We start from the raw sequence: 17106 nt of genomic DNA, 5'->3' as shown, positions 1-17106 counted from the left end.
CAAGGCGACGGCCGGGGCCCCCACTGCGGGGGACCCCGGCCGTTCTCTCAATACGGCGAGCGGCCGGCGACCGTCGCGTCCCGGCACAGCAGCCGCAGCGACCCGTGCCCCGCGAAACACCGCCGCGCCTCGTCGATCGGGTCCCACAACCGCCCGTCGGGCGTGCGGATCCAGTGGTCGCCGCCGCTCGCCCACCACTCGGCGCCGGTCTGACGGACGATCACCTCACCGGCGTACGCGCCGAATCCGCGCAGCACCGTGTCGACGGCGGCGTACGGAGTGTCCTCGCGCCGCAGTTCGTCGATCATCCGGTCGACGCGCCACAGGCTCTGTGCCGAGTAGTCGAGCCGCACCCGCGCGCCCTCCCGCATCGTCGCCACCGCGTCCGCCGCCCACCGCACGGGCTTCGTCGCGGCCGAGGGCCTGGTTTCGTACTGTGTCGTCACACCCTCAAGAGCGTTCCTGGAGTGTCGTTCGTCACCCGGATCCGGACACCTCTCACATGTGTGGTCCGGGCGTGAGTGACGCTTCACGGTTCCCGTGCGCTCCAGTCACTGATGAGCAAGTACTTCCACTTCCGCGCCATTCCGCCCGCGGCCCTGCGCAACAGCCCGGCCTGGCTGGAGAAGCTCTTCGAGGACGACTGGAACGCCGTACGCGAGCGGATCGGCCGGCATCGCGAAGAGGTGCTGGACAAGGGCTACCTCGACAACGAACTCCTGTACGCCGGCACGCGCGGCGCGGAGGGCCCACGCACCCATGTGGTGCTCGGCGGCCGCCCGATCCCCCACCCCGACCCCACGCTCCCGCCGTTCCTGCTGCTCACCGCCGCACAGACGGGCCGGGTCGCCTCCTATCTCGCCGAGGCGGTGTTCGACGACCTGTGGCTGGACGCGCGCGACCTGCTGCTGCCGTCGTACGGCGGCACGGACACCGAACCGGAGGTGCACGGCGTCTTCGCGGCGGCCCACCGCGACCTCACCGCGTTCTACGGACAGACGGCGCAGTACGGCGACGCGGTGGTGAAGTGGCTGGTGACGTAAGGCCGGTCAAGGGGACCGGTCAGCGCTTGCCGCGGGCCCGGCGGGACACCACCGCGCGCAGCACGCGCCGCCCCTCGACGGACACCTCCAGCGCCCGGCGCAGCCCTGCCGTGCCGTGCCCGGCGACCACCTCCAGGACGGTGACCTGGCGCCGCAGTTCGGCGGCGACGAGTGGCGGCACGCCCTCCGTACGGCCCTCGCGGCAGGCGTCGAGCGGGGCGTCGCCGGAAGCCGGATCGAGCAACCGGTGGATCTGCAACGAGGCGACGGAGCAGGCGTCGGCCCACACCCGCACCCCCTCGGCGTCCCGCGTGTCCGGAGCGGTGTCGAGCATCCGGCGGGCGAGGGCGGCGGCCTCGTCCTCGGCGGCGTCGGCGGACCCGGCGAGCTGGTCGCGCGCCGCCTTCAGTCCCGTCTCCCAGTCACCGGTGTCGGCGAGGCTCGCCCAGAGAGGGCGCAGGATCTCGTCGTCGCCGCCCAGCAGCGGTACGCACCGATCCAAACAAGCCAACCCGCTGGCGGCCAGTCCGCGTTCGTCGGCCTGAGCGATCAGCTCCACCAGACTCATCCACGCCTCCCTGAGGAGTGCCGCCCGACCGCTCCGGAGCCCGACGACACCTCTTCGCCTGCGAAGCTCCCTAACGGAGCCCGCACTTCCCCTTACTGCGTGCGACGGCCCGGGTTTGTCACAGGGGCACCACGGACAACCGGTCGAGCAGCCGGAAGAAAAGGTTTTCGGCCAGTGGATCGGGTTCGGCGGTCAGCACCTCAAGGAGCTGCTCGGGGTCCGCCCTCCGCCCCGCCTCCTCGGCCCAGGCGACGGCCCGTTCGGCGGCGTCCCTCGGCTCCAGGAAGTAATCCTCCAGTGCGAGGCCTTCCTGGCCTGCACCGATGTACCCGGCCATGGCGGTCCGGGCCAGACAGGTCGTCCAGGCCCCGCTCTCCGGCCCGGCCGCCTCGACGACCACGCAGGCGCTGTCCATCACGTACCCGAACAGGGCGGGCGCCCCGGTCTCCCGGGCCAGCGCGTTCATGCTGCCGACGTCCCCGTCCCCGCTCGGGTACTCCCACACCTGCCACCCGCCGTCCGCCTCACTCCTGAGACTCAGTCCCCCGGCGACCCCGGCCAGCGCGTCCAGCTCCTTGAGCGGCCGCTCGCTGCGGCCCACGACGAAGTACCCCCAGTAGCCCATTCCGGCTCCCCCCGGCTCTCGGCTGCGGCTCGGGCCGAATACACCACAGTCGTACGGCCGTTCGCAGCCGTATCGGGCAATCCACCACGACTCAGGCGGGGGCGGGCCGGTCCCTTCCTCACCCCAGCCGGTCGGCCAGGGCCTTGAACTCCGTCCAGGTCAGCGTGGGCTTGTCCGCGTCCCACAGCTTCTGTACGACCGCCCGCAGCGGCAGCCGGATGCCGGCCGCGACCTGGTCCTGCGTCTGGGCGTTCGGATAGTCGCCCCACACCGCGAAGGAGCCGCCGAGGATCTGGTCGTCGTACTTGGCGTCGACCGCCTGGGTGCCCCGCACCATCCGTGGCGTCCACTGCTCGTAGATGCGCTGTCCCGTCGGGTAGTAGAACTGGTTGGGCTGCCCGAGGACGTAGTAGAGGAACTGGTCGTTGTAGTTGACGAGGTCACGCCCCGCGCTCAGATACTCGGCCGGCTGCCGTGCCCCGATCTCCTTGCCCGTCCAGTAGGCCACCTGGAGATCCTTGGCGGGCTGCACGGACGTACCGGGGAAGAACCCGTCGTTCCAGACCCGCATCGTCTTGCCGTGCTTGCGGACCGTGTCGGCGCGGGCGTTGAGCCAGCCCGTGGTGAGGTCGGTGACGGTGCCGCCGGTGCCGTAGGCCTTCCGGGCGGCGGTGGCGAGCTGCGGGTACGACGCCTCCGGGTCGGAGGCCATCAGCGCCTGGTACTCGTCGCCGCCGAGGTTCCAGCGCTCGCCGGGGAAGAGCTCGGCGTACTCGTCCAGCAGCTCGTCGACGATCTTCGCGGCCGCGTCCTGCGAGATGTCGACCGCGCCGCGCGCCGCGACACCCGAGGCGTTGACGAGTTGGAGGCTGGGGTGCGCGGCGATGACGGCGCCGAGATGTCCTGGCGAGTCGATCTCGGGGACGATCGTGATGTGCCGCTCGGCGGCGAGGTCGATGATCCGCTCGATCTCGGGCCGGGTCAGATGCTGATCCGACACGACCTCGGGATGCGACCGCGACTCGATGCGGAACCCCTGGTCGTCGGAGAAGTGCAGCCCCAGCTCGTTGAACTTGAGATCCCCGAGCTCCCGCACCCGGTCCTCGATCCACCCGGCGGTGTAGTGCTTGCGCGCGATGTCCAGCATGAACCCGCGCACCGGCTTGGCGGGCGCGTCCTTGACGACGCCCTCGGGCGCCGTGCCCCCGCCGTGCACGGTCTGCTTCAGCGTCCGGGTCCCGTAGAACACCCCGGCGTCGGCGGGCCCGCCGACGGTGACCCGCCCGCCGCGCACGGTCATGGTGTACGACTCCGGGTTGCCCCCGGCGTCGTCGTTCAGCACGAGCCGCAGATCCCCGTCCCGCGTGTCGCTCTTCTCCCCCGCGTACGTCAGCCCCAGCTCACCGGCGACCAGCCGCCCCTCGTCGGCGAGTGCCGCGTCGCTCACGACGACCCGCTCCCCCTGCCGCGGCCGCCACCCCGGCCCACGCTCCGGGGTGTGCGCCGCGACGGCGGGGATCGTGCGCGGGGTCTGCGAGAGCGGGTAGCTGCGGGTGGGACTGGGGGTGGGTGCCGGCGAGGGCGCGGCGGCGGAAGGCGCCGACCTCCCGTCGGAGGGCTGCCGCGCCACCGCGCCCGTGGGCCCGCTGCGGTCCCCGTCCCCCGAGGCCCACAGCCCGAGCCCGACCCCGGCGGCAACCGTCACGGCCACCGCCGCCACGATCACGACCCGGGCCCTCACCTGCCGCGCCTTCCGTGCCGACGCCCGACGCCTGTGCTGACTCACGCATCCAACCTAGGGTGTAGGGGTGGTCGCAGCTGTCCACCACACGTTCCGAAACTCTCCCGTGCGAGTGAAATTCGGGCATCCGTCGGACACGTCACGTCCACTCTCGATAGCGTGACGTCACACCTCTCCCAGCATCCCCTGCCGAAACACACGTGACGCCCACACACCTTCCCGGCCGAGTCGCCATACCGGCGCTGCCCACCGTCCTCGACGCCTTCAACATCGCCCCGGCCGACGAGGCCCGCGCACTCCTCCTCACCTGCCTCCGCAGCCTCCGCTGGGCCGACCGCATCACCGCCCACCGCCCCTACCCGGACGCCCCCGCCCTACTCGCCGCGAGCGACGAGGCGGCGTACGACCTGACGCCGGGGGACCTGTCGGAGGCACTGGCGGGCGAGACGTTGACGACATTGCCGGACGAGACGTACGACATCGCCCATATGGCACTCGATGCGGCACACGCTGCATACGAGGCGAAGTTCGGGCATGCGTTCGTGATCTGCCTGGAGGGCTTGAAACCGGACGAGGCCTTGGACCACGTACTGGCAGGAATCCGGTCACGATTGACAAACGATCCGGAGGAGGAGCGGGTAGTGGCGGCGGAGGAGCTGCGACGCCTTGCAAAGGGGCGCTTGGTCGACGCCCTGAGGGGCGCGGGGAACTGCGCGACCAGCCACGACGGCGTCGCACCCGGCACACAACCGCACACTCCACCCCATTAGCCGCACCACTCACCCATCCGCATGCCACTTTGATCACACCGGTAGGCCCGGCGTAAGCCCCGCAGGCAACCGTCGCTACGATGCTGGGGGCCGGTGGACCGTACCCGGCCGGGCCCGACCGACAGCACAAGCCGGCGCGGCCCCAATCCCCGCTCCCGGAGGGACTTCCGTGCCGGCTGGAACGCTGTACCGCGGCCGGGAAGGAATGTGGTCCTGGGTGGCTCACCGAGTCACCGGCGTCCTCATCTTCTTCTTCCTGTTCGTTCACGTGCTGGACACCGCTCTCGTCCGTGTCTCCCCTGAGGACTACGACAGGGTCGTCGCCACGTACAAGACGCCGATCGTCGCCGTGCTGGAGTACGGCCTCGTCGCCGCCATCCTCTTCCACGCGCTCAACGGCCTGCGTGTCATCGCCGTCGACTTCTGGTCGAAGGGCCCCCGCTACCAGAAGCAGATGCTGTGGTCCGTCGTCGGCCTGTGGGTCGTGCTGATGATCGGGGCGGTCTACCCCGTCCTCGGCCACGCTGCTCGTGAACTGTTCGGGAGCTGACGCGCATGTCCATCACCGAGAAGACCGCTGACGCCTCGGGCATCGGCCCCGTCGAGGGCGCCGACGTCTACAGCGTCGACAACCCGGCCCCCCTCATCGAGGCGCCGCGCAAGCGCACCAAGAAGACCCCGAAGTCCACGCGGGGCAACTTCGAGATGGCGGCCTGGCTGTTCATGCGCCTGTCCGGCGTCGTGCTGGTCGTCCTCGTCATCGGCCACCTGCTGATCCAGCTGGTGCTGGACGGCGGCGTGTCGAAGATCGGCTTCGCGTTCGTCGCGGGCCGCTGGGCCTCGCCGTTCTGGCAGGTCTGGGACCTGTTGATGCTGTGGCTGGCGATGCTGCACGGCGCCAACGGTCTGCGCACGGTCATCAACGACTACGCGGAGCGCGCGAACACCCGGCTGTGGCTGAAGGGCCTGCTCTACACCGCCACGGTGTTCACCATCCTGCTGGGCACGCTGGTGATCTTCACCTTCGACCCGAACATCCGCTAGGCACGGGGCTGAGGCAACCACCATGAAGATCCACAAGTACGACACCGTCATCGTCGGCGCCGGTGGCGCGGGCATGCGCGCGGCCATCGAGTCCACGAAGCGCAGCCGCACCGCCGTGCTGACCAAGCTCTACCCCACCCGCTCCCACACGGGCGCCGCGCAGGGCGGCATGGCCGCCGCGCTGGCCAACGTGGAGGAGGACAACTGGGAGTGGCACACCTTCGACACGGTCAAGGGCGGTGACTACCTGGTCGACCAGGACGCCGCCGAGATCCTGGCGAAGGAGGCCATCGACGCCGTCCTCGACCTGGAGAAGATGGGCCTGCCGTTCAACCGGACGCCCGACGGGACGATCGACCAGCGCCGTTTCGGCGGTCACTCCCGCAACCACGGTGAGGCGCCGGTCCGCCGGTCCTGCTACGCGGCCGACCGCACCGGCCACATGATCCTCCAGACGCTGTACCAGAACTGCGTGAAGGAGGGCGTGGAGTTCTTCAACGAGTTCTACGTCCTCGACCAGCTGATCATCGAGGTCGACGGCGTCAAGAAGTCGGCCGGTGTGGTGGCGTACGAGCTGGCCACCGGCGAGATCCACATCTTCCAGGCGAAGGCGGTCATCTACGCCTCCGGCGGCACCGGCAAGTTCTTCAAGGTGACGTCGAACGCGCACACGCTGACCGGTGACGGCCAGGCCGCGGTCTACCGCCGTGGACTGCCGCTGGAGGACATGGAGTTCTTCCAGTTCCACCCGACCGGCATCTGGCGCATGGGCATCCTGCTGACGGAGGGCGCCCGTGGTGAGGGCGGCATCCTCCGCAACAAGGACGGCGAGCGCTTCATGGAGAAGTACGCGCCGGTCATGAAGGACCTCGCGTCCCGTGACGTCGTGTCCCGCTCCATCTACACGGAGATCCGCGAGGGCCGGGGTTGCGGCCCCGAGGGCGACCACGTCTACCTGGACCTGACGCACCTCCCGCCGGAGCAGCTGGACGCCAAGCTCCCGGACATCACCGAGTTCGCGCGCACCTACCTCGGCATCGAGCCGTACACGGACCCGATCCCGATCCAGCCCACCGCGCACTACGCCATGGGCGGCATCCCGACCAACGTCGAGGGTGAGGTCCTGGCGGACAACACCACCGTCGTCCCGGGCCTGTACGCGGCCGGCGAGGTGGCCTGCGTCTCGGTGCACGGCGCCAACCGTCTCGGCACCAACTCGCTCCTGGACATCAACGTGTTCGGCCGCCGGGCGGGCATCGCCGCCGCCGAGTACAGCCACAAGGCCGACTTCGTCGAGCTGCCGGAGAACCCGGCGGAGTTCGTGGTCGAGCAGGTCGAGCGGCTGCGCAACTCGACCGGCACGGAGCGCGTGTCGGTCATCCGGCGCGAGCTGCAGGAGACCATGGACGCCAACGTCATGGTGTTCCGCACCGAGCAGACGATCAAGACGGCGGTCGAGAAGATCGCGGAGCTGCGCGAGCGCTACAAGAACGTCGCGATCCAGGACAAGGGCCGTCGCTTCAACACGGACCTGCTGGAGGCGATCGAGCTCGGCAACCTGCTGGACCTCGCCGAGGTCATGGCGGTGTCGGCGCTCGCCCGCAAGGAGTCCCGCGGCGGTCACTACCGCGAGGACTACCCCAACCGCGACGACGTCAACTTCATGCGCCACACCATGGCGTACCGCGAGGTCGGCGACGACGGCACCGAGTCCATCCGTCTCGACTACAAGCCGGTCGTCCAGACCCGCTACCAGCCGATGGAGCGTAAGTACTGATGGCTACCCCTGTTCTGGACAAGGTCGAGGCGGAGTCCGCGGCCTCTCCCTACATCACCGTCACCTTCCGGGTCCGCCGCTTCAACCCGGAGGTCTCGGACGAGGCGACCTGGGAAGACTTCCAGCTGGAGATCGACCCCAAGGAGCGTGTCCTCGACGGTCTCCACAAGATCAAGTGGGACCTGGACGGCACGCTGACGTTCCGCCGCTCCTGCGCCCACGGCATCTGCGGCTCGGACGCGATGAGGATCAACGGCAAGAACCGTCTTGCCTGCAAGACCCTCATCAAGGACATCAACCCCGAGAAGCCGATCACGGTCGAGCCGATCAAGGGTCTGACGGTCCTGAAGGACCTCGTCGTCGACATGGAGCCGTTCTTCCAGGCGTACCGCGACGTGATGCCCTTCCTCATCACGAAGGACACGAACGAGCCGACGCGCGAGCGTCTGCAGTCCGCCGAGGACCGCGAGCGCTTCGACGACACGACGAAGTGCATCCTCTGCGCGGCCTGCACGTCGTCGTGCCCGGTCTTCTGGAACGACGGCCAGTACTTCGGCCCGGCGGCGATCGTGAACGCGCACCGCTTCATCTTCGACAGCCGTGACGAGGCGGGCGAGCAGCGCCTGGAGATCCTCAACGACCGCGACGGTGTGTGGCGCTGCCGCACCACCTTCAACTGCACGGACGCCTGCCCTCGTGGCATCGAGGTCACGAAGGCGATCGCCGAGGTGAAGAAGGCCCTGATCACGCGCCGGTTCTGACAGATTCCGGTACAGCCTTCCGTACGGCTGCGAGGGCCCCGCTTCCGTTGGGAGCGGGGCCCTCCGGCGTGTGGACACCCGTTTGGGTGAACGTGATCGTTAAGGACATACCGGTGAGGGCGGGCCTACGATGATGCTCTCGACACCAGCCCACGGGAGGCGCCCGATGTCCGCAGCAGCTGTCGAGCGGCCGCATGAGGACCGTCCGTTGATCGCGGAGGCGAACCGGATCATGGATCGCCTCCCGGGTTACCGCGTCGAGATCATCGGAGGCCAGATCATCGTGTCCCCTCCACCGGACGGCCCACACGGCGAAGCCTTGACCGACCTCGTGCTGCCTTTCGCGGCTTCCGGTCTCCACGGGACCGACTCGAAGGTGATCCAAGGCACCGGCCTCTGGCTGCCGACCGGCACCGAGGACTACGCGATCCCCGACCTTTCGGTGGTCGACGCCGACTACCGGGACCAGTACGTCGAGAACAACTGCTACGACCCCGTCTGCTTCCGCTTGGTCCTAGAGGTCACTTCCAGCAACTATCGGACCGATCTACGCGACAAAGTGAAGGCGTACGCTGCCGCCAAGATCCCGGTCTACGTGATCATCGACCGCAAACATCAGCGCCTCCATGTCCTGACCAACCCCACCGGGGACGATTACGAGAGCCACTGGCCCCACTCCCCCGGCGAGATGGTCACTCTGCCCAAATCCATCGGCGCCGACGTCACCCTCGACGTCGCGGAGATCCTGAAGGCAGGCCAGCCGAAGATCGACTGAGATCCAGCCAACTCCCCTGTGATTCCTGTGGCTTGTGGGACTCCAGTCGCACACTGACCCCATGCCCCTCCTGAAAAAGGCCGCCGCCGCCCTCTCCGCCACCGCGGCCCTCCTGCTCACGCTCCCCACCACCTCCTCCGCGACCCCTACCCCGCACGGCACCCTGGCCCGCGAGACCTTCGACCGCCTCCCCCTCGGCCCGGTGACGCAGGGCCATGGATGGGCCGCCGACACCGCCAACGGCACCCTCACCGTCGCCCCCAGCTCCACCGGCCCCGGCCGGGAACTCCGGCTCCACACCGAGGGCAACGGCCGCGCCTTCCTCGTCTTCCCGGACCTGACCGCCCCCGGCAACAGCTACTGGGCGCGACTGCGGCTGAGGGTGGGTGCCTTCCCCGTCGCCCCCGACTGGGCGCACTGGACGATCGCCGAAGCGTCCGGGGCTGACTCCCCCACCCTCGTCCGCCCGCTCGGCGGCCAATACGCCCCCACCGACCACGGCAACTTCTGGGGCGTGGGTTCGGATCTCGGCGTGACCGGTGACTGGACCTCCTGGAAGACCTCCGCCCCGGCCACGGCCGGCACCTGGCAATGCCTCGAGTTCCATCTGGACGCCACCGACGACCGCGTCACCGTCTACTTCGACGGCATCGAGCAGCCCGACCTGACCGTGTCGACGGACCAGCACGGCGGCACCGGCGACCCGTTCACCTTCCCGGCCTTCGACAAGCTCAAGATCGGCTGGCAGCTGTACCAGGCCGACCCGAGCCCCTCCTCGTACGACCTGCGCCTCGACGACATCGCCGTGAGCACGCACCGCGTGGGTGGCTGCGGAGGCTGAGGGCGGGCGCATCGACGCCACGGTCTCGACCGGTACTGACGAAGACCGACCACGACGGACTACAGCTGGCTCAGGATCGTCCGGTCCGTGATCTTCGTGTCCGCGGCCAGCATCATCGCCTTGCTGAGGATGACCGCGAGCGTCCGGTCGCCCTCGTAGGGGAGGTAACCGGCCTGCGGGGCCGCGGGGTTGGACTTGGGGACGATGCACACGTACTGGTCGTTGGGGGTGCGCAGGATGTTGCCCGAGCCCAGGTGGATCTTGTACGTGTGGCGGTCGCCCTTGACCTGGAGGAAGCGGCCCTCCAGCGTGCAGCGGTCGGCTATCGCCAGGCGGGGGACGAGGCGTTCCAGCAGGGCGCGGCGGGTCTCGGCGCTCTCGCCCAGCTCTCCGAAGCCGTACGACGTCCAGTACTCCTGGAAGCGGCCGCCGGGGCCGCCGTCCTGCCAGGTCGGGTCGTTGCCGACGCTGGCCACACCGACGAACAGGTCCACGTCGCGCAGGACTTCGGAGAGGACCAGGGGCGGGATGTCGGCCAGGGGCAGCGGGTCGGCGAGGGCCGCCCCGCCGTGCGGCCGCATGCGGTACTCGCCGCCGCAGCAGTGCGCGGAGTTCTCCGCCGCGTCGATCGGATAGAAGCGGACCTGGTCGGTGCGCAGGCGCAGGAAGCTGCCGGAGTCCGTGACGTCGTCGTGGTTCTCGCCTCCGTCGCCCTCGATCCAGTACTCGGCGCGCAGGCCCCACGCGGGCAGTTCGCGGGTGGCGGGCGGCGCCTCGTCGTCCACGTTCAGGCGCAGCTTGTTGCGCCAGCCGCGGACCGCCGCGAGGGCGTGGAACTGGTGCTGGCGGAGGTAGTGCGCGGCGAAGCGGTTGGAGTAGGTGCCCGTTGTGCGTTCCGCGTCGGTGAGGAGATAGACCTCTCTGTGGGCCTGCTTGAACGGCTGGGTGATGCCGTGCCGCTCCAGCCAGTCGCGCCAGGCGACGATCTCGGCAGGCTCGTGGCCGGCGGGGTGCCAGAGCGTGACCTCGGTGCCGCCGTCCACCGGGGTGTCGGTGAGGGTGCGCAGGGCGCCGTCGGCGTAGCCGGCCGTGGTGCCGTCGATCGTCCACAGGAGGCGGCGAGCGAGGGTGCCGACGAGGGGGTGATCGAGGTAGCGCTCGCGCCAGGCGGCGTAGGTCCAGGTGCGGCGGGCCACGAACTGGCGGTCCAGGCGCTCGCTCTGGGCCGAGAGCATCTTGTCGATGTCCTTGACGGCCGCCTTGAGGTCCTTGAGCTCGTCGGGGTGGTCGCGGCGGACGCCGGCCGGGATGCTCTTCACGGTCTTTCCGGTGGCGTTGCGCCAGCTCAGCGTCGCCTTGCTGCCGTGCACCTCGATCGTCGCCGTGCTCTCGCCGAGGTGCTGCTCGGTGCGGCCTGCCTCCGTCAACCCGTAGGCGGGGACGGCCAGTTCCTCGATCTCCTCGCGGCTGAGCCCCATGGCCTCGGCACGCGCGTCGAGCGAGGTGTTGAGCAGCTTCAGCGTGCCCTTGTAGGTGACCCGGGTGGCGAGGCGGGCGAGTTCGGCGAGGGCCGGCTCGCTGTCGATGCGGGCGAGGGCGGTGACACCGGCGTTGGCGACCTTGGGGTTGACCGGACCCAGCCCGGAGACCTTCTTGAGCGAGGTCTCGACGAGGGCGCCGAGGGTGCGGGCGGTCTCGGGGTGCGGGGGCAGGAAGGAGAGGAGCCACGTCAGCCCGCGCAGCGCGTCGGCGTTGTACGGGTCGAAGGTGACGTTGGGGTCCGTGCCGTACGAGGGCACGAGGAGGGGGCGGGTGCGGGGTCGTCCGACGAGGCGCAGCCAGTCCGTCAGGCGTTCCCGCACCGGCTCCGCGCCGACGGCCTCGACGAGCGCCCGGCCGGCCTTCTCCCACGGGGCGGAAGGGCGGGCGGCGGTGGCCGTGGCCGCGTGGGCGACGAGCCGCACCCAGCTCTCTTCGCGCTCCGCCAGGTCGGCGAGTGCCTGGTCGGACCACGCCTCTCCCGGGTTCACCACGGGATGGGTGAGCGTCGCGAGCAAGGGGCCCAGCCTCTCCTTCCCGTTCCACGTCGTCAGTCGCGTGCGGCGGAGCAACGCGACGAAGTCGCCCGGGAGTTCGTGGCCGTCGGCGCGCTCCAGCTCGGTGAGCCGGAGGAGTTGGGTCACGTCGTGATGCGCCTCCTGCTCGGACAGCAGCGCGATCAGGGCGGGTCGCAGGTCGCGCGGATGGTCGTCGTCCGTCGTCCGGTCGCGCAGGTTGGCCAGCATGTGCGTGATGTGCCGGCGGCCGTCCGCGCCCGGTTCCAGCTCGAAGTAGCGCTGTGCCAGGCGGTGCAGCAGCGCGGGCCGGAACGGGGCTTCGAGCAGGCGGAGCTCCTTGAGGACCGCCTGTTCGGGCCCGCCCCACGGGCCCGCGACCAGCTCGGCGAGCTCCAGCAGCCGCGGCACGACACGCTCGGCGTCCTCGGCCGCGAGGAGTGCGAGAACGTCCTGGATCAGCTCGGCGCGGCCCTCGGTCGGCTCGGTCATCAGCCACCCACCAGTGCCACGAGCTTCAGGAACGTGACCTCGGTCGACAGGCCCAGCTCGATCTCCTCGTCGAGCTCGGTCATCTGACGGTCGCCGACGAGCACCAGGAAGCCGTTGCCCGCGAACGCCTTCAGCGCCAGGGCCGTCTGCTGCTCCGGGTCTATGCGGCGGGGCGTGCGCAGCGCGTAGCCGTTCAGCACGCGCTCGGCGTTCTCAGGCTGCACCAGGCCCTGGAAGACCTCGGGCATGCCCGCGTTGTACTCGGCGACCTCCTGGAAGACCCGGCGGCGGATCAACTCCCGCACACTGAGCCGCTCCTCGGCGATCTCCAGCCCCCAGCCGTCACCGCGGCCCCCGCTTGTCGTCTCGTCGACGAACGTCACGAATCCCATGCCGCCGACAGTACGACCCGCCACTGACAACGCCGTTCGCGCCGGTGACTCACCGCACCAGCGGCCGGCTCCACTCCCGCGCCCCCGCCGCCCGCATCAGCTCGACGGTGACCAGCGGATGGACGAGTTCGACGTAACGGACCTGGCTGGTCAGGGACTTCCGCAGCTGGCGCAGGCTGCGGGCGCCGAACGACGCCGCTCCCCCGACCCCCGCGGCCCGCGCCAGCTTCTCGACGCCGACCTTGCACTCGGTGGCCTCGGTGTCCCGGCAGACGTGGATCTCGACGTCGCCCGCCCACAGCCCGAGGACGGCCTTGTAGCGCACGTCGGCGCCGGTGTACGTCACCACCGCGAGATGCCGGTCCGCGGTCTGCGACGGACCCTCCAGCGCCAGTCTTCGCGCGGGCCCGGCGAACGCCGCCCGCACCTCGCCGAAGAAGGCCTCTGCTCCCGGAACCATCCCCGTCCCCTCCGTCGTACAGCGCGGCGAGGGCTCAGCGTACCGACGCGGTGCGTGCTTTCTCGGCCCAATGAGTGACCTCGTGGGCGGTCCGCCCGGCAACCGTCGACCTCGCACCTAATCTGATCGCATGTCAGATGACGAGTCGTACGAACTGCTCGGTTTCGACAACGTGCTGCTGCCCGTCGGCGATCTCGGCGAGGCCGTCGGGTTCTATGAACGCGCGGGGTTCACGGTGGGGTTCCGGCTCGACGAGGCCGGGATCGCGCTGCTCAAGGTCGGCGGGGAGACGCCCGGCATCCTGCTCCGGCAGGAGGAGGCGGTGGGGCACCGTCCGCCGCCGTGGCCGGCCCCGCGCGTGTGGCTGGAGGTACCGGACGCGCGCGTGGCGGCGCGCACGCTGCGCGACGCCGGGATCGCACTGCTGGACGAGCCGTTCTCCGTGGCCACCGGCTGGACCGTGGAGGTCGCCGACCCCTGGGGCAACGTCCTCGGGTTCACCGACTACACCAAGCGTCCGGAGCTCGGTCGCAGGCCGTGACGCGGGTGCCTTTAGGCTCTCGTACCGTGCCCGCGAAGAACGTAGAGAACGTAGAAGAAGACGGCGGCGCCGCCCCGTCCAGCAAGTCCGAGCAGACCCGTGCCCTCATCCTGGAGACCGCCATGCGGCTGTTCCAGGAGCGCGGCTACGACAAGACGACCATGCGGGCCATCGCCAAGGAGGCCGGGGTCTCCGTCGGCAACGCGTACTACTACTTCGAGGGCAAGGAGCATCTGATCCAGGGCTTCTACGACCGGATCGCCGCCGAGCACCAGGTGGCGGTCCGGGAGGTCCTGGCGCGGGAGACCGACCTGGAGGCGCGGCTCGCCGGCGTGCTGCGGGCGTGGCTGGACATCGCCACGCCGTACCACGAGTTCGCGGTGCAGTTCTTCAAGAACGCCGCCGACCCCGACAGCCCGCTCAGCCCGTTCTCCGAGGAGTCGGAGCACGCGCGCGTGGAGGCGATCTCCGTCCACCGCCAGGTGCTCGCCGGGACGAAGACCAAGGTGCCCGACGAGCTGCGGGACGTGCTGCCCGAGCTGATGTGGCTGTCCCAGATGGGGCTCGTGCTGTACTGGATCTTCGACCGGACGCCGGGGCGGGAGCGGAGCTACCGACTCGCCGAGCGCGGGGCCCGGCTCACCGCGCGCGGGGTCGCGCTGGCCCGCTTCCGGGTGCTGCGGCCGCTCGTACGGGAGGTGCACGAGCTGTTCACGGACTTCCTGCCGGGGATGACGAAGATGATGCCCGACCCCGGCAGGAGGCCCGAGTAGTCCGCCTCAGTTGACGGCGTCGACCTCGCCCTCGGCCAGCTCCACGTCGTACACCAGCGGCCCCTCCCCGACGTCGACGTGCCCCGCGCGTGAGCCGTACGAAGCCGCCGTCGCCGCCAGGAGATACGTCCCCGGCGCCGGGACCGACACGATGTAGGAGCCGTCCGCCAGCGACACCACCCGGTCCAGCTGGCGTCCGCCACGCGTGAGCAGCGTGACCGCCGCGCCCTCGACGGGCCGGCCGTCCTCGTCGCGGACGAAGCCGTGGACGGCGGAGGCCGGGCCGTCCGGGGTCGCCGCCACCGCGGCGGGCTCGTCCTCCTTGGGCTCCACCGCGAGATGCGGCAGCCGCTTCTCCAGCCACCCCGGCAGCCACCAGTTGGAGTTCCCGAGCAGATGCATCGCGGCCGGCACCAGCGCCGTACGCAGGACGAACGCGTCCAGGGCCACCGCGGCCGCCAGCCCGACGCCCGCCATCGCCGCGCCCGAGTCGCCGCTCAGGACGAAGGCGAGGAAGACACACACCATGATCAGAGCCGCGCTGTTGATGACCCGGCTGGTCTCCGCCAGACCGACCCGCACCGCGCGCGCGTTGTCCTTGGTGTGGACCCACTCCTCGTGCATCCGGCTCACCAGGAACACCTGGTAGTCCATGGAGAGGCCGAAGAGCAGCGACAGCATGATGACCGGCAGGAAGGCGTTGATCGGGCCCTCCTTGCCGAGGCCCAGCATCTCCAGGCCCCAGCCCCACTGGAAGACCGCCACGAGGACACCGAAGGAAGCGGCCGCGGCGATCAGGTTCATCAGGGCGGCCGTCAGCGGGACGACCAGGGAGCGAAAGGCGACCAGCAGGAGCAGGAAGCCGAGGCCGATGATCGTCGCGATGAACAGCGGCAGGCGGTCGCCCGTGACCGACGCGAAGTCCTTGGAGACGGCGGTCACGCCGCCCACGTGGGCCTGGACGCCCGCCTGCGGGATCACGTCGTCCCGCAGGGTGTCGATCAGGTCGTCGGTCTCCTTGGACTGCGGTGACGTCGTCGGCACGACCTGGATCACCGTGACGCCCTTCGCGGGCGGCAGCGCCGCGACCCGGGCGACACCGGGGGCTGACTCGAGGCCCTTGACCAGCGCGGTCGTGTCCCCGCCGTCGGTGACCACCTGGAGCGGGCCGTTGAAGCCCGGGCCGAAGCCCTCGGCGAGCAGGTCGTAGGCCTTCCTGGTGGTCGTGGAGGCGTCGTCGTTGCCCTGGTCGGTCGCGCCGAGGCGGAGCGAGAGGACCGGAATGGCGAGGACGGCCATGACGACCAGGGCGAGCGCGGCGATCCTGCGGGGACGCTTCTGGACGTTCACCGACCAGCGGGCGGCGAGGCCGCTCGCCTTGTCCTGCTCGGGTCCGTTCGCCGCCAGCTTCCGGCGCTGGCGGCGACTGAGGACACGGGGGCCGAGCAGGCCGAGCAGGGCCGGCAGCAGCGTGGTGGCCGCCAGCACGCTCAGGACCACCGTCAGCGAGGTGCCGACGACCACGCCGTCCAGGAAGCGCAGCCGCGTCACGAGCATGCCGGCGAGCGCGATGCAGACCGTGCCGCCCGCGAACAGCACCGCGCGCCCTGAGGTGTTGAGGGCGGTGACCGCCGACTCCTCCGGGTCCATGCCCCGCAGGATGCCGCGCCGGTGCCGGGTGACGATGAACAGGGCGTAGTCGATGCCGACGCCGAGGCCGATCAGGGAGGCGAGCAGCGGGGCGATGTCCGGGATGTCGGTGGCGTGGCTGAGCAACTGGGTGGAGAACAGGCCCATGCCGACGCCGAACACGGCGATCGCGATCGGCAGCAGCATCGCGAAGAGCGACCCGAAGGCCAGGAACAGCACGACGGCCGCCGCGACGATGCCGACCATCTCCGACAGGCCCTGCGGCGGCTCCTGCACCCGCTGGATGGCCTGACCGCCCAACTCGACCTGGAGGCCGCCGCGTTCAGCCGCCTGCGCGGTGTCGACGACGTCCTGGACGAGTTCCTTGGGTACTTCGTTCGCGCGCTTGGCGAAGGTCACCTGCGCGTACGCGATCTCGCCGTCCTTGCTGATCTGCGCGGCCCCTTGAGTGGCGTAGGGGCTGGTCACCGCGCCGACGCCGGGCATCTTCGCGATCTTTTCGAGGGCCGGCTCGATCCGGTCCTGGACCGCCCGATCCCGCACCGAGCCCTCGTCGACCTTCCACACCACGGTGTCCGTGTCGCCCGAGGTGTTCGGGAAGGCCTTCTCCATCAGGTCGTACGCGCTCTTGGAGTCCGTGTCCGGGAGGGAGAAGACGTTCGCGTAGTTCGTGCCCGCCGTCGAGGCCGAGAAGCCCAGACCGATCAACGCCCCCACCCACAAGAACAGGACCACCAGCCGATGCCGATAGCACCACCGTGCCAATGCCGCCACGCTCAACACTCCCCAGTCGGTTGTC

General features: G+C 70.2%; 18 protein-coding genes. 10 read left to right on the top strand and 8 right to left on the bottom strand.

The features are described from left to right. Nucleotides 1-47: 47 nt before the first annotated feature. The gene (locus CRP56_RS26815) at nucleotides 48-446 is read right to left on the bottom strand and encodes a hypothetical protein (RefSeq protein WP_097268125.1); all 399 of its coding nucleotides are present in this window, start codon (nucleotides 444-446) and stop codon (nucleotides 48-50) included. A gap of 111 nt (nucleotides 447-557) precedes the next feature. Between CRP56_RS26815 and CRP56_RS26810 the strand changes: the two genes are divergently transcribed. Further along, the gene (locus CRP56_RS26810; protein WP_097268123.1) at nucleotides 558-1043 is read left to right on the top strand and encodes a DUF1877 family protein; all 486 of its coding nucleotides are present in this window, start codon (nucleotides 558-560) and stop codon (nucleotides 1041-1043) included. Nucleotides 1044-1062: 19 nt separating this feature from the next. Here CRP56_RS26810 and CRP56_RS26805 read toward each other — a convergent pair whose 3' ends face one another. From CRP56_RS26805 to CRP56_RS26795, 3 genes are all read right to left on the bottom strand, one after another. Further along, a complete protein-coding gene (locus tag CRP56_RS26805; RefSeq protein WP_097268120.1) occupies nucleotides 1063-1611 on the bottom strand; it encodes a hypothetical protein in 549 nt (182 codons plus the stop codon). 118 nt (nucleotides 1612-1729) lie between these two features. Then, nucleotides 1730-2236: a hypothetical protein gene (locus CRP56_RS26800; RefSeq protein WP_097268118.1), complete on the bottom strand. Its 507-nt coding sequence runs from the start codon at nucleotides 2234-2236 to the stop codon at nucleotides 1730-1732. Between the two features lie 118 nt (nucleotides 2237-2354). Further along, a complete protein-coding gene (locus CRP56_RS26795; RefSeq protein ID WP_373559766.1) occupies nucleotides 2355-3977 on the bottom strand; it encodes a beta-N-acetylhexosaminidase in 1623 nt (540 codons plus the stop codon). Nucleotides 3978-4177: 200 nt separating this feature from the next. Here CRP56_RS26795 and CRP56_RS26790 point away from each other — a divergent pair, with 200 nt between their 5' ends. The 7 genes from CRP56_RS26790 to CRP56_RS26760 all read left to right on the top strand — a co-directional run bounded on the left by CRP56_RS26790 (nucleotide 4178) and on the right by CRP56_RS26760 (nucleotide 9945). Next, nucleotides 4178-4747, top strand: a complete 570-nt coding sequence (locus CRP56_RS26790) for a 2-oxo-4-hydroxy-4-carboxy-5-ureidoimidazoline decarboxylase (RefSeq protein WP_097268114.1) — start codon at nucleotides 4178-4180, stop codon at nucleotides 4745-4747. 169 nt (nucleotides 4748-4916) lie between these two features. Next, complete coding sequence (gene sdhC, locus CRP56_RS26785) at nucleotides 4917-5297, top strand: succinate dehydrogenase, cytochrome b556 subunit (RefSeq protein WP_097268112.1); 381 nt, start codon at nucleotides 4917-4919, stop codon at nucleotides 5295-5297. Between the two features lie 5 nt (nucleotides 5298-5302). After that, entirely contained in the window at nucleotides 5303-5791 is a 489-nt protein-coding gene (locus CRP56_RS26780) for a succinate dehydrogenase hydrophobic membrane anchor subunit (RefSeq protein ID WP_097268110.1), read from the top strand. Nucleotides 5792-5813: 22 nt separating this feature from the next. After that, a complete protein-coding gene (gene sdhA, locus CRP56_RS26775; RefSeq protein ID WP_097268108.1) occupies nucleotides 5814-7568 on the top strand; it encodes a succinate dehydrogenase flavoprotein subunit in 1755 nt (584 codons plus the stop codon). After that, entirely contained in the window at nucleotides 7568-8329 is a 762-nt protein-coding gene (locus CRP56_RS26770) for a succinate dehydrogenase iron-sulfur subunit (protein WP_097268106.1), read from the top strand. Before sdhA ends, CRP56_RS26770 begins: the two co-directional genes overlap by 1 nt. Before the next feature lie 166 nt (nucleotides 8330-8495). Then, nucleotides 8496-9104: a Uma2 family endonuclease gene (locus CRP56_RS26765; RefSeq protein WP_097268104.1), complete on the top strand. Its 609-nt coding sequence runs from the start codon at nucleotides 8496-8498 to the stop codon at nucleotides 9102-9104. A 61-nt stretch (nucleotides 9105-9165) separates the two neighbouring features. Then, nucleotides 9166-9945, top strand: a complete 780-nt coding sequence (locus CRP56_RS26760) for a hypothetical protein (RefSeq protein ID WP_097268102.1) — start codon at nucleotides 9166-9168, stop codon at nucleotides 9943-9945. Nucleotides 9946-10004: 59 nt separating this feature from the next. Here CRP56_RS26760 and CRP56_RS26755 read toward each other — a convergent pair whose 3' ends face one another. From CRP56_RS26755 to CRP56_RS26745, 3 genes are read right to left on the bottom strand one after another with little or no spacing between them, the layout of a single operon-like run. Further along, the gene (locus tag CRP56_RS26755; RefSeq protein ID WP_097268100.1) at nucleotides 10005-12491 is read right to left on the bottom strand and encodes a DUF4132 domain-containing protein; all 2487 of its coding nucleotides are present in this window, start codon (nucleotides 12489-12491) and stop codon (nucleotides 10005-10007) included. After that, nucleotides 12491-12883: a hypothetical protein gene (locus tag CRP56_RS26750; protein ID WP_097268098.1), complete on the bottom strand. Its 393-nt coding sequence runs from the start codon at nucleotides 12881-12883 to the stop codon at nucleotides 12491-12493. Before CRP56_RS26750 ends, CRP56_RS26755 begins: the two co-directional genes overlap by 1 nt. A gap of 49 nt (nucleotides 12884-12932) precedes the next feature. Continuing rightward, entirely contained in the window at nucleotides 12933-13343 is a 411-nt protein-coding gene (locus CRP56_RS26745) for a hypothetical protein (protein ID WP_097268095.1), read from the bottom strand. A 130-nt stretch (nucleotides 13344-13473) separates the two neighbouring features. Between CRP56_RS26745 and CRP56_RS26740 the strand changes: the two genes are divergently transcribed. Both CRP56_RS26740 and CRP56_RS26735 read left to right on the top strand, forming a co-directional pair. Further along, a complete protein-coding gene (locus CRP56_RS26740; RefSeq protein ID WP_097268093.1) occupies nucleotides 13474-13884 on the top strand; it encodes a VOC family protein in 411 nt (136 codons plus the stop codon). 26 nt (nucleotides 13885-13910) lie between these two features. Beyond that, on the top strand, nucleotides 13911-14657 hold the full coding sequence (locus tag CRP56_RS26735; RefSeq protein WP_097268091.1) for a TetR/AcrR family transcriptional regulator: 747 nt from the start codon (nucleotides 13911-13913) through the stop codon (nucleotides 14655-14657). A 6-nt stretch (nucleotides 14658-14663) separates the two neighbouring features. Here the strand turns inward: CRP56_RS26735 and CRP56_RS26730 are convergent, their stop codons facing one another. After that, on the bottom strand, nucleotides 14664-17072 hold the full coding sequence (locus CRP56_RS26730; protein ID WP_097268089.1) for an MMPL family transporter: 2409 nt from the start codon (nucleotides 17070-17072) through the stop codon (nucleotides 14664-14666). Between the last annotated feature and the right edge of the window lie 34 nt (nucleotides 17073-17106).

It is taken from the genome of Streptomyces sp. TLI_55 (genome assembly GCF_900206255.1).
GTDB lineage: Bacteria > Actinomycetota > Actinomycetes > Streptomycetales > Streptomycetaceae > Streptomyces > Streptomyces aquilus.
The sequence above is the reverse complement of the archived record's forward strand: the minus strand, read 5'-3'. Positions and strand labels throughout refer to the sequence as shown.

Excerpts from the sequence above, each read along its gene's own strand:
- CRP56_RS26745 (WP_097268095.1), bottom strand. The coding sequence starts at position 13,343 with ATGGTTCCGGGAGCAGAGGCCTTCTTCGGCGAGGTGCGGGCGGCGTTC.
- CRP56_RS26810 (WP_097268123.1), top strand. The coding sequence starts at position 558 with ATGAGCAAGTACTTCCACTTCCGCGCCATTCCGCCCGCGGCCCTGCGC.
- sdhA (WP_097268108.1), top strand. The coding sequence starts at position 5,814 with ATGAAGATCCACAAGTACGACACCGTCATCGTCGGCGCCGGTGGCGCG.
- CRP56_RS26760 (WP_097268102.1), top strand. The coding sequence starts at position 9,166 with ATGCCCCTCCTGAAAAAGGCCGCCGCCGCCCTCTCCGCCACCGCGGCC.
- CRP56_RS26750 (WP_097268098.1), bottom strand. The coding sequence starts at position 12,883 with ATGGGATTCGTGACGTTCGTCGACGAGACGACAAGCGGGGGCCGCGGT.
- CRP56_RS26805 (WP_097268120.1), bottom strand. The coding sequence starts at position 1,611 with ATGAGTCTGGTGGAGCTGATCGCTCAGGCCGACGAACGCGGACTGGCC.
- CRP56_RS26755 (WP_097268100.1), bottom strand. The coding sequence starts at position 12,491 with ATGACCGAGCCGACCGAGGGCCGCGCCGAGCTGATCCAGGACGTTCTC.
- CRP56_RS26740 (WP_097268093.1), top strand. The coding sequence starts at position 13,474 with ATGTCAGATGACGAGTCGTACGAACTGCTCGGTTTCGACAACGTGCTG.
- CRP56_RS26800 (WP_097268118.1), bottom strand. The coding sequence starts at position 2,236 with ATGGGCTACTGGGGGTACTTCGTCGTGGGCCGCAGCGAGCGGCCGCTC.
- CRP56_RS26770 (WP_097268106.1), top strand. The coding sequence starts at position 7,568 with ATGGCTACCCCTGTTCTGGACAAGGTCGAGGCGGAGTCCGCGGCCTCT.
- CRP56_RS26765 (WP_097268104.1), top strand. The coding sequence starts at position 8,496 with ATGTCCGCAGCAGCTGTCGAGCGGCCGCATGAGGACCGTCCGTTGATC.
- CRP56_RS26780 (WP_097268110.1), top strand. The coding sequence starts at position 5,303 with ATGTCCATCACCGAGAAGACCGCTGACGCCTCGGGCATCGGCCCCGTC.